Source organism: Comamonas sp. (assembly GCF_036666375.1).
GTDB lineage: Bacteria > Pseudomonadota > Gammaproteobacteria > Burkholderiales > Burkholderiaceae_C > Comamonas.
Map to the genome: position 1 here is coordinate 1 of NZ_JAVWWA010000140.1, position 10,497 is coordinate 10,497.

General features: G+C 67.1%; 7 protein-coding genes and 1 pseudogene. 4 read left to right on the forward strand and 4 right to left on the reverse strand.

Going from position 1 to position 10,497, the window contains the following annotated elements; all coding sequences use genetic code 11:
- Window positions 1-1,052: pseudogene (locus RR928_RS22555) on the forward strand (Hsp70 family protein); the annotation flags it as partial.
- A gap of 16 nt (window positions 1,053-1,068) precedes the next feature.
- On the opposite strand, the gene RR928_RS22560 reads toward RR928_RS22555, so the two are convergent.
- The 4 genes from RR928_RS22560 to RR928_RS22575 all read right to left on the reverse strand — a co-directional run bounded on the left by RR928_RS22560 (window position 1,069) and on the right by RR928_RS22575 (window position 6,794).
- Complete coding sequence (locus tag RR928_RS22560; protein WP_332533937.1) at window positions 1,069-1,347, reverse strand: hypothetical protein; 279 nt, start codon at window positions 1,345-1,347, stop codon at window positions 1,069-1,071.
- Window positions 1,348-1,425: 78 nt separating this feature from the next.
- Window positions 1,426-1,908 carry a CreA family protein gene (locus RR928_RS22565; RefSeq protein WP_332533938.1) on the reverse strand — a complete coding sequence of 161 codons (483 nt, stop codon included), beginning with the start codon at window positions 1,906-1,908 and terminating at the stop codon, window positions 1,426-1,428.
- Window positions 1,909-1,965: 57 nt separating this feature from the next.
- Window positions 1,966-4,551: a cyanophycin synthetase gene (gene cphA, locus RR928_RS22570; protein ID WP_332533939.1), complete on the reverse strand. Its 2,586-nt coding sequence runs from the start codon at window positions 4,549-4,551 to the stop codon at window positions 1,966-1,968.
- 71 nt (window positions 4,552-4,622) lie between these two features.
- Window positions 4,623-6,794 carry a cyanophycin synthetase gene (locus tag RR928_RS22575; RefSeq protein WP_332549854.1) on the reverse strand — a complete coding sequence of 724 codons (2,172 nt, stop codon included), beginning with the start codon at window positions 6,792-6,794 and terminating at the stop codon, window positions 4,623-4,625.
- A gap of 205 nt (window positions 6,795-6,999) precedes the next feature.
- On the opposite strand from RR928_RS22575, the gene RR928_RS22580 reads away from it, so the two are divergent.
- From RR928_RS22580 to RR928_RS22590, 3 genes are all read left to right on the forward strand, one after another.
- On the forward strand, window positions 7,000-9,297 hold the full coding sequence (locus RR928_RS22580) for a cyanophycin metabolism-associated ABC transporter (RefSeq protein WP_332533941.1): 2,298 nt from the start codon (window positions 7,000-7,002) through the stop codon (window positions 9,295-9,297).
- A gap of 3 nt (window positions 9,298-9,300) precedes the next feature.
- Window positions 9,301-9,792 (forward strand): cyanophycin metabolism-associated DUF1854 family protein, encoded by a 492-nt coding sequence (locus RR928_RS22585; protein WP_332684345.1) that lies wholly within the window; start codon window positions 9,301-9,303, stop codon window positions 9,790-9,792.
- 168 nt (window positions 9,793-9,960) lie between these two features.
- Complete coding sequence (locus tag RR928_RS22590; protein ID WP_332533943.1) at window positions 9,961-10,392, forward strand: hypothetical protein; 432 nt, start codon at window positions 9,961-9,963, stop codon at window positions 10,390-10,392.
- Window positions 10,393-10,497 lie beyond the last annotated feature (105 nt).

The following is a 10,497-nucleotide window of genomic DNA, read 5'->3' on the forward strand; positions in this document are numbered from 1 at the left end:
CGCTCGAAGTGCAGTGCGTTGCCGTGCAGGACCCGGCGCAGACCTGGCCGCTGGTGTTTGCAGTGCGTGGCGAGGCCGGTGCTGCGGCAGCCGATGCTGCGGCCGACGCCGCGCTGGCGCGCGCCATCGCGCAGATCGAGCGCGTGTTCGGCAGCCAGGACCAGAGCGTGGCCGCCAAGGAAGTCAAACAGCTGCGCGCAGCGCTGGAGAAAATATTGGGCGCGCGCGAAAGCTGGGATCTGGCGCTGCTGCGCACTTTGTTCGACGCGCTGCTGGCGCGCGCGCGCCGGCGTCGGCGCACGCCCGAGCACGAGCGCAGCTGGCTCAATCTCGCGGGCTACTGCCTGCGCCCCGGCGTGGGGGCGGAGCTCGACGACTGGCGCATGGCCCAGGTCTGGGCGCTGCACGACCAGGGCCTGGCCCATGCGCAGGACAGCGGCAACTGGGCCGAATGGTGGATCTTCTGGCGGCGCGCGGCCGCCGGCCTTGCCGAAGCCCAGCAGATGCAATTGCTCGAAGACGTTGCCGGCCACATGCAGCAGGCCGGCCAGCGCGCCCAGGGAAAATCATCGGCGCTGGGCAGCTACGACGACATGGTGCGGCTGTTTGCGGTGCTGGAAAACGTGCCCTGGGCCTACCGGCTTGAAATGGCGCAGTGGATGCTCGAGCGCCTGGCCAAGCCCGGTGAATCGCTGCAGACCTGGTGGGCGCTGGGGCGCATCTGCAGCCGCGTGCCGCTGGGCCCCGCGGGCGCGCACCAGATCATTCCGCCCGAGCAGCTCGACCCGTTCCTTGACGCGGTGCTGGCCCAGGACTGGCGCCACAACGACAGCGCCATGTTTGCCGCGGTGCAGATGGCGCGCATGACCGGCGACAGAGCGCGCGACCTGAGCGATGTCCAGCGCGCGCCGGTGATCGCGCGGCTGGCGCAGCAGCGCGCGCCCGAAAACTGGCAGGCCATGGTGGCCGGCGTCGTGGAACTCGATGCCGCCGAGCAGCGCCGCAGCTTCGGCGAGAGCCTGCCGCCGGGTCTGGTGCTGATCGCGGGCTAGCGCGGCCTGGCCCCGCTCAGGCCGCCCTGGGGTTGTTCTTGGGATCGAGCCGGCGCGCCTCGGTGTTGCGCGCGTCGGTGTCCTGCTGGCCGCTGGCGACATCGGCATGGGCCTGGCGCATCTTTTCGCTGGGCTCGCCATGGGTCATGTCGACCGACTCGTCGCGCTCGTGCGGCAGCTTGGGCGATTCGGTGGCGTCGCCGTCCTCGCGCTCGGTGGTGTCCACGCTGCGCGGCGCGTCAATGGTGTCGGTGGGCGTGGCAGTCTTCTCGGGAGTCTGTGGCTTGCTGGTCATGGTTTCTTCCTTTGCAGAGCTCCCATGCTAGGCCGGCTGCCCAGGCAGGCCTGTAGGCCGGAGTCGTCCGTCGGCGGCCTATTTCTTCACCGGAATCGGCGTGCTGCGCGGCACCGGCACGGCCGTCACGCTGTTCTGTGGCGAGCCTTCGATCACGCGGTCCGAATACGTCATGTAGACCAGGGTGTTGCGCGGCACGTCCAGCATGCGCACCACGCGCAGCCGCTTGAACAGCAGCGAGGCGCGTTCGCTGTAGACCTCTTCCTGCTGCGGCAGCGGGGCGCTGATGGTGATGGCACCGGTCTGGTGGCAGCTGATCGAGGCTTCGGCGCGGTCCTCGGCCAGGCCCAGGCCGCCCTTGATGCCGCCGGTCTTGGCGCGCGACACATAGCAGGTCACGCCCGCCACCTTGGGGTCGTCATAGGCATCGACGACGATCTTGTGGTCCGGGCCCAGAAATTTGAAGACGGTGTCCACCGAGCCTATGGTCTCGGTCTGGGCGGCGGCGCCGCAGCCGGCCAGGGCAAGAATCAGCAGGGCTTTGAGCGTTTTGTGGGGCATGGCGGGCAGAAATGAAAAAAGGGGGCAGTGCCCCCTTTGTACCATTCGCGCCGGCGTTCAGGGCGCGGCGCTGCCCGCGGCCTCGTCCACATGCTTTTGCAGATGGGCCAGCGCCAGTTCGACCTGGTCGATCAGCACCAGGCACAGGTCGCCGGGCTGCAGGCGCGCGAGCGCGTGGTCGATGGCGACGAACTCGCCCTGGATCTCGGTGACGTAGCTGGTGCGGCTGGCGCCGGCCAGGCCCTGCTGCAGCAGGCGCAACACTTCGCCGTCTTCGCGGCCGCGCTGGCAGGCGTCCTGGTAGAGGATCACGTCGTCAAAGGCATGGCCCAGGATCTTGGTCTGTTCGCTGATGTCCTGGTCGCGGCGGTCGCCCGCGCCGCTGATCACCACGCTGCGCTTCTTGGCCGGCATGGCTTCCACGGCCTGGACCAGCGCGCGCATCGCGTCGGGGTTGTGGCCGTAGTCGGCGATGATCGTCGCGCCGCGGTAGTCCATCACGTTGAAGCGTCCGGGCGCGTTGTCGCTGTCGTTGACGAAGCCCGACAGGCCGCGGCGAATGGTTTCCCAGGGCAGGTTGGCGCCCCAGGCCGCAGCGGTTGCGGCCATCACGTTCTCGACCTGGAAGCCTATGGTGCCGGCACGCGTGATCGGCACGTCGCGCAGCGAAATGGTCTCGCGCCACGAGCCTTCGGCGGCAACGATGGAGTCGCCGTCGACATAGACCACGCGGTTGCCCTGGGCGCGGTGCGTGGCCATGACCGGGTGGTGGCGGTCGGCCGCGAAGTAGATGATCTTGCCGGGGCAGACGCTGGCCATGGCCGCGACATGCGGGTCGATCGCGTTGAGCACGCCGTAGCCCGTGGGCGCGACGTTCTGCACGATCACGCGCTTGAGCACGGCCAGGTCCTCGACGGTGGTGATGAAGTTCAGGCCCAGGTGGTCGCCTTCGCCCACATTGGTCACGACGGCGACCTGGCAGCGGTCAAAGCCCAGGCCTTCGCGCAGAATGCCGCCGCGCGCGCATTCGAGCACGGCAGCGTCGACTTCGGGGTGGGCCAGCACGTTGCGTGCGCTGCGCGGGCCCGAGCAGTCGCCGCTGTCGATCTGGCGGCCGTTGACGTAGACGCCGTCGGTGTTGGTCATGCCCACGCGCAGGCCATGGGCCGCGAACAGGTGGCCGATGATGCGCGCCGTGGTGGTCTTGCCGTTGGTGCCGGTCACGGCGATCACGGGAATGCGGCCGTCCTGGCCATGGGCGAACAGCTGGTCGACCATGGGCACGCCCACATGGCGCGGCTTGCCGAACGAGGGCGCGAGGTGCATGCGCAGGCCGGGCGCGGCGTTGACTTCGACCACGCCGCCGTTTTGCTCTTCCAGCGGACGCAGCATGGTTTCGCAGACCACATCGACGCCGCAGATGTGCAGGCCAATGGTCTGCGCGGCCTCGATGGCGCGCGCCGCGATCTCGGGGTGCACGTCATCGGTCACATCGGTGGCGCTGCCGCCGGTCGACAGGTTGGCGTTGTTGCGCAGCACCACGCGCTGGCCCTGGGCGGGCACGGAGTCGGGCGTCAGGCCTTCGGCCGCGATATGCGCGACCGCGATGTCGTCGAGGCGGATCTTGGTCAGCGCCGTGCCATGGCCCGAGCCGCGGCGCGGGTCGAGGTTCACTGCATCGACCAGTTCGCGCACCGTGTGCTGGCCGTCGCCCAGCACCTGGGGCGGTTCGCGGCGCGCGGCGGCGACCAGCTGGTCGCCGACGACCAGCAGGCGGAAGTCATGGCCGGGCAGGAAGCGCTCGACCATCACCGTGCCGTATTTTTCGGCCGAGGCGTAGGCCGCGGCGAGCTGGCTGCGTTCGGTCAGGTTGACCGTGACGCCCTTGCCCTGGTTGCCGTCCTGGGGCTTGACCACGACCGGCAGGCCGACTTCAAGCGCGACTTCCCAGGCTTCATCGATCGATTCGACCGGGCGGCCCAGCGGCACGGGAACGCCGGCCGAGTGCAGCAGGCGCTTGGTCAGGTCCTTGTCCTGGGCGATGGATTCGGCCACGGCGCTGGTGTTGTCGAGTTCGGCGGCCTGGATGCGGCGCGCCTTCGCGCCCCAGCCCAGCTGCACCAGCGAGCCCGAGGTCAGGCGGCGAAACGGAATGCCGCGCGCCACGGCGGCGTCGACAATGGCGCCGGTGGAGGGGCCGATGCGCTCGTCTTCATCGAGTTCGCGCAGCGCGGTGATCGCGGCTTCGGCGTCGAAGGCGGTGTCGGCCAGCGCGGCCTGCACCAGCTCCAGCGCCTTTTCCACGGCCAGCTTGCCCACGGCTTCCTCGGTGTACTCGACGACCACCTGGAAGGTGCCGTTTTCCAGCGTCTCATGCGTGCGGCTGAACGTGACCGGGCAGCCGGCCTGGGCCTGCAGCGACAGCGCCGCGACTTCGAGTACATGGGCCAGGGACAGGCGCTGGTCGGCGCCATGCGGCTGCAGCGGCGCGATGGTCGGGAAGCGCGCGCGCAGCTTCTCTTCGAAGCCAGCAATCGAGGTGTAGCACTGCTCGTTGTCTTCGCACTGCACGATGGCTTCGATGGCGGTGCTGCGGGTCCAGAGATTCGGGCCACGCAAGGCGCGGATGCGGGTGATCTGCATAGTCGGTTCTTTCAGATGGCGGGCTGGCGTGGGGCCAGCCGGGCATGCATGTCGTCGTGGTTTGCGTGAAATCAGTTGCTGTATTCGAAGGTCTTGATACCGGCGCCGATCAGATCGGGCGAGATATCAAGCGCCCAGGCCGTGGCGATCGCGGCCAGCAGCGCCGGCGTGTCGGGGCGCTTGCCGCCGGGCAGGGCGAGCGCGTCCAGCGTGCCCAGCACGCGCTCCTGCGCGCCCGTGGCCAGCACCACATTGTTGCCCTTGACCAGCACGGCGCGCCCGCCTTCGTTGTCCTGGCGGTGGGCTGCGACGACTTCGTTGGCGGCGTCCAGCGTGTACAGGATCACTTCGCCGTCGCTGAGCTCGGCCAGTTCGGCGACTTCGGCCAGGTCGGCATTGAGCACGCCCGCGCCGTGGCTCAGCACCACGTCGATCTGCGTGCGGATCACGCGGCGCATCTGGCCGGCTTCATGCACGTCGTGGTCGGCCAGCGTCTCGTAGCCGTCCATGTCGGTGACCACGCCGATCAGGCAGCGGTCATAGGCCAGGCCTTCTTCCAGGATGGAGCGCGGCGTGGTCTGGATCACCGCGGCCTCGGCCAGACGGTTGGTCAGCAGGCGGTGGGCGCCGGCCCAGTTGGCGGTATCGGTCTTCTGCGTCTGGCGGTTGGCCAGGAACATGCCTTCGCTGCTGGCCACGCCGGTGCGCTTGCCCGACAGCTGCAGCAGCCAGCCCACGAGGCGGGCGATGAACGCGTTTTCACGCGTGCCGACGATGCCCACGACGGGAATGCGGCCCGCATCGCGGTCTTCCTCGGTGCGCGGGAACAGGTGGTCGGCAATCGCCATGCCCACGGGGCGCGGCGCGCCGTTGGTGGGCTTCAGATGCATCAGCAGGCCGGGGCCGGCGTTGACTTCGAGGATGGCGCCCTGGCCCTGCATGGGCTGGGACACGTCCTTGAGGATCATGTCCATGCCCGCGATGTCCAGGCCCACAATCTTCGCCGCCAGGATCGCGTAGTACGCGACATCGGGGTGCACTTCGTCGGTGCAGTCGATCGCCATGTTGCCGTTGCGCTGCAGCAGCACCGCCTGGCCCTTGGGAATCACGGAATCGGGCGCGACATGCTGGCGGTTGAGTTCCAGCTTCACGGCGCCGGCCTGCAGGTTGATCCAGTCGAGCGGGAATTCCTGTTCGGGGCCGCGGCGCGGATCCTGGTTGAGCACTTCGACCAGCTGGCTCAGCGTTGCCGTGCCATTGCCGTAGACGCTCACGGTCTCGCCCTTGGTCGCGGCAACCACCTTGCCGCCGACCACCAGGATGCGGTGCTCGACGCCGTCGATGAACTTCTCGACGATCACGTCCGAGCCTTCGGGCTGGGCCAGCGCGAAAGCGGTCTTGACGTCGGCTTCCTCGTACAGTTCCAGCGTCACGCCGCGCGCGTGGTTGCCGTCGGACGGCTTGACGGTCACGGGCGTGCCGATTTCCTGCGCGACTTCCCAGGCTTCCTCGGGGCTGTTGACCACCTGGCCTTCGGGCACGGGCACGCCGCAGGCCGCGAGCAGGCGCTTGGTGAAGTCCTTGTCCTGGGCAATGCCTTCGGCGATGGCGCTGGTCTGGTCCGACTCCGCGGTCCAGATGCGGCGCTGGGCCGCGCCGTAGCCCAGCTGCACCAGGTTGCCGTCATTGAGGCGGATATGCGGAATGCGGCGCTCGCTGGCGGCATCGACGATGCAGCCGGTCGAGGGACCCAGGTAGCGGTCGTTGATCGCGGTCTTGATCGCGTGGATCGCGGGCTTGAGGTCGAACGGCTGGTCGTTGATCGCCGCCATCAGCAGCTGGTGGCCCATTTCGAGCGCCACGCGCGCCACGGCTTCTTCGGGGCAGCGGAACACCATGCGGTAGACGCCGGGCTTGGAAATCTCGCGTGTCTGACCGAATTCGGCGGGCAGGCCGGCGAGGTTCAGCAGCTCGATCACCACATGCTCGAGCACATGGCCCATCCAGGTGCCGCCTTCGAGGCGCTGAATGAAGCCGCCGCGCTCGCCGACGCCGCAGGTGTGCTCGATCAGGTCGGGCAGCCAGGCGGTCAGGCGCTCGTTGAGGCCGGGAATCTTGTTGGACGGATATTCTTCGAGCTCACCCAGATCCAGCCACACCTCGAGCACGGGCCTATAGGTCCAGACACTGGGGCCACGCAGGAAGGTTGTACGCAAGAGTTGGATGTCGTTGAGTTTCGCCATGTCATTCAGCGGTAAGAAGGTGGGGAGAACAGGAATTGCACATTCCTGCCCAAGAATGAAAGGCATTGTGCCGCTTGTCAGCCTAATCGAAGGCTCGCGCGTTGAGCAATGAGTAACGAGCGTCCGGCGCTGCCACGTTTACCATGCCGATGCGGTAGTCGGTAAGACTCTTGGAGCCGCCAGCGGCGGAGGAAAATAATTCAACATGCAACATCACCATACTGTGGACGCCTCGGCAGTCTTTGCCGGCCCTCTGGGGGACGAACTGCGAGCCAGGCTCGCTTCTGATGAGAACGTTCTAGCCATCGTCCCGGTTGACCTGAGTGCTGATTTGCAGTTTGGCAATGGTCTATTGGCCCTGACGCAAGAAAGGTTGCTGGCCTGCGACCCCAAGACCCGTCAATGGAGTGAGTGGGCACTGACCATCGATCAGAGCCTGCGCCTGCACGACCACGGCGGTGTCGGTCATCTCGAATTGCACAACCATGACGCGCGCCTGGCGCACTGGTTCGTCACGCTGAGCCACCAGGCGGCCATGGTGCTGCTGCAGCAGCAGTTCGACCGCCAGCGCGAGCGCATCGCGCGCCAGCAGGCCTACAGCGCGGTCGAAGACGAGGAAACCGCGCATTGCCCGGTGTGCCATGCGACCCTGCCGCCCAATACCGACGACTGCCCGGCCTGCGCGCGCCAGCAGGCGCCCCAGACCTCGACCTGGGTGCTGCTGCGCCTGTGGCGCTTCGCCAAGCCTTACCAGGGCCAGCTGCTGCTGGGCTTCCTGCTGACGCTGGCCACCACCTGCGCCCAGCTGGTCGCGCCCTACCTGACCATTCCGCTGATGGACAAGATCCTGATCCCGTTCCAGAACGGCGAGAAGATCGACTCCAGCCTGGTGGCGTTCTACCTGAGCGCGCTGCTGGGCTCGGCGCTGCTCGCCTGGGCGCTGGGCTGGGCGCGCACCTTCGTGCTCGCCAAGGTCTCCGAGCGCATAGGCGCCAACCTGCGCACCACCACCTACAACCACCTGCTGACGCTGTCGCTCGACTACTACGGCAGCAAGCGCACGGGCGACCTGATGGCGCGCATCGGTGCCGAAACCGACCGCATCAACCTCTTTCTTTCGCTCAACGCGCTGGATTTCGTCACCGACGTGCTGATGATCGTGATGACTTCGGTGATCCTGTTCTCGATCAACCCCTGGCTGGCGCTGGTCACGCTGGTGCCGCTGCCGTTCATTGCCTGGATGATCCACACCGTGCGCGACCGCCTGCGCACCGGCTTCGAGAAGATAGACCGCGTCTGGTCCGAAGTCACCAATGTGCTGGCCGACACCATTCCCGGCATCCGCGTGGTCAAGGCCTTTGCCCAGGAAAAGCGCGAAGCCGCGCGCTTCGACGAGGCCAACCAGATCAACCTGCAGGCCAACGACAAGGTCAACAAGACCTGGTCGCTGTTCACTCCCACGGTGACGCTGCTGACCGAAATCGGCCTGCTGATCGTCTGGGGCTTCGGCATCTACCTGGTGGCCGACGGCTCGATCACCGTCGGTGTGCTCACCGCGTTCATCGCCTACATCGGCCGTTTCTACACGCGCCTCGACTCCATGAGCCGCATTGTCTCGGTCACGCAGAAGGCCGCGGCCGGCGCCAAGCGCATCTTCGACATCCTCGACCATGTGAGCAACGTGCCCCAGCCCGCCAACCCCGTGAAGATGGACAAGGTCCAGGGCGCGATCACCATGAAGGACGTGGGCTTTCGCTACGGCAGCCGCAGCGTGATCAAGCACCTGGACCTGCACATCAAGCCCGGCGAGATGATTGGCCTGGTCGGCCACAGCGGCTCGGGCAAGAGCACGCTGGTCAATCTCATCTGCCGCTTCTTCGACGTCTCGGCCGGCTCCATCCAGCTTGACGGCGTCGACGTGCGCCGCATCTCGGTGTCCGACTACCGGCGCAACATCGGCCTGGTGCTGCAGGAGCCGTTCCTGTTCTTCGGCACCATCGCCGAGAACATCGCCTATGGCAAGCCCGAGGCCACGCGCGCCGAGATCGTCGCCGCGGCGCGTGCCGCCCATGCGCATGAATTCATCCTGCGCCTGCCCCAGGGCTATGACTCGCTGGTCGGCGAGCGCGGCCAGAGCCTGTCGGGCGGCGAGCGCCAGCGCATCAGCATCGCGCGCGCGCTGCTGATCGACCCGCGCATCCTGATTCTCGATGAAGCGACTTCGGCCGTGGACACCGAGACCGAAAAGGAAATCCAGAAGGCGCTGGACAACCTGGTGCAGGGCCGCACGACGATTGCCATTGCCCACCGCCTGTCGACGCTGCGCAAGGCCGATCGCCTGGTGGTCATGGACCGCGGCGAGATCGTCGAAGTCGGCCCGCACGACGAACTCATTGCGCTGCGCGGCGCCTACTGGCGCCTGTACGAAGCCCAGGCGCGGCGTGCCGAAGAAGATGCGCAGGCCGCAGGCCTGGTGCTGCAAACCTCGCTGATCAAGGACTGAACCATGGCCGAAACATTGGATATGACCCCGCTGGACCTGCAGGTGCGGCGCGACGCCCATGGCTGCCTGGTATTGAAGCTGGCCGACGGCAGCGAGCATGTGGGCGTGGTGCCGGTGCGCGCGTTTCCCATGGCCGCGCCCGAGGAAGGGCTGTCGCTGATGCGCAGCGACGGCAAGGAAGCGCTGTGGGTGGCGCACATGAGCCTGCTGCCGCCGGCCGCGCGCGTGCTGATCGAGCAGGACCTCGCCATCCGCGAGTTCGTGCCGACCATCCTCAAGATCCGCAGCGTCTCGAGCTTTTCCACGCCCAGCACCTGGGAAGTCGACACCGACCGCGGCGCGACGCAACTGGTGCTCAAGGCCGAGGAAGACATACGCAAGCTCCATGGCCGCACGCGGCTGCGCATCGCGGGCAGCGACGGCGTGCAGTTCGCCGTTCCCGACACCACGGCGCTGGACCGTCCTTCGCAGCGCTTGCTCGAGCGATTTCTATAGCGCTGGGGGCCGATGGGCTCTGGGTTTGGGCGGGATCGGCAAAATTTCTGCAAAAAAACCGGTTTTTTTGCAGAAATTGCTTTATTTTTGGCTGGCGCTGCCGATGAAGGTACGAGGGCGGGAAGTTTCCGCCATTCGCCATACTTTTGAGCCACCGAAGGATTCACCATGTCAATCACACCTGTCGATCGATCGTCTGCCTGGCGACCTACGGGCGCTGATTTGTACTCGACCGGCGCGTCAGGTGCCGTGCCCGTGCGCCCCATCAACCCCGTGAACGCGATCGAATCCACCGACCGCCTGGGCGAAGGCGCGATCGTGCGCGAGCCCGACAAGCCTTCGGCGCCCGACCAGGGCAACCGCGACTGGACGGCGGTCGAAGAGAAAAAGCAGGTCGAGGAAGTCGAGGAGCCGCCCAAGGAGCCTATCCACAAGCAGCTGATCGAGCATTTCCAGTCGCTGTGGCTGGCAAGCGCGCGCGTGGTGGACCAGGCCCAGCAGGTCAGCCAGACCGACGAAGCCGAGCGCAACAAGCTGATCGTCAAGGACGAGCCGCTGACCTACTCCGAGCCCAAGACCAAGCGCACGCGGGGATTGTAAAAGCACCCCTTGAGCCGCTCAGGGGCGCCCGGCCAGGGGCGCCCGGCCAGGGACGGCCCCCGCGCTGTGACACGCTGGCTGCAAGCGCCGTATCCGTTCGTGGTG

Coding starts and splice junctions, on each gene's coding strand:
- RR928_RS22560 (WP_332533937.1), bottom strand. CDS start 1,347: ATGACCAGCAAGCCACAGACTCCCGAGAAGACTGCCACGCCCACCGAC.
- RR928_RS22565 (WP_332533938.1), bottom strand. CDS start 1,908: ATGCCCCACAAAACGCTCAAAGCCCTGCTGATTCTTGCCCTGGCCGGC.
- cphA (WP_332533939.1), bottom strand. CDS start 4,551: ATGCAGATCACCCGCATCCGCGCCTTGCGTGGCCCGAATCTCTGGACC.
- RR928_RS22575 (WP_332549854.1), bottom strand. CDS start 6,794: ATGGCGAAACTCAACGACATCCAACTCTTGCGTACAACCTTCCTGCGT.
- RR928_RS22580 (WP_332533941.1), top strand. CDS start 7,000: ATGCAACATCACCATACTGTGGACGCCTCGGCAGTCTTTGCCGGCCCT.
- RR928_RS22585 (WP_332684345.1), top strand. CDS start 9,301: ATGGCCGAAACATTGGATATGACCCCGCTGGACCTGCAGGTGCGGCGC.
- RR928_RS22590 (WP_332533943.1), top strand. CDS start 9,961: ATGTCAATCACACCTGTCGATCGATCGTCTGCCTGGCGACCTACGGGC.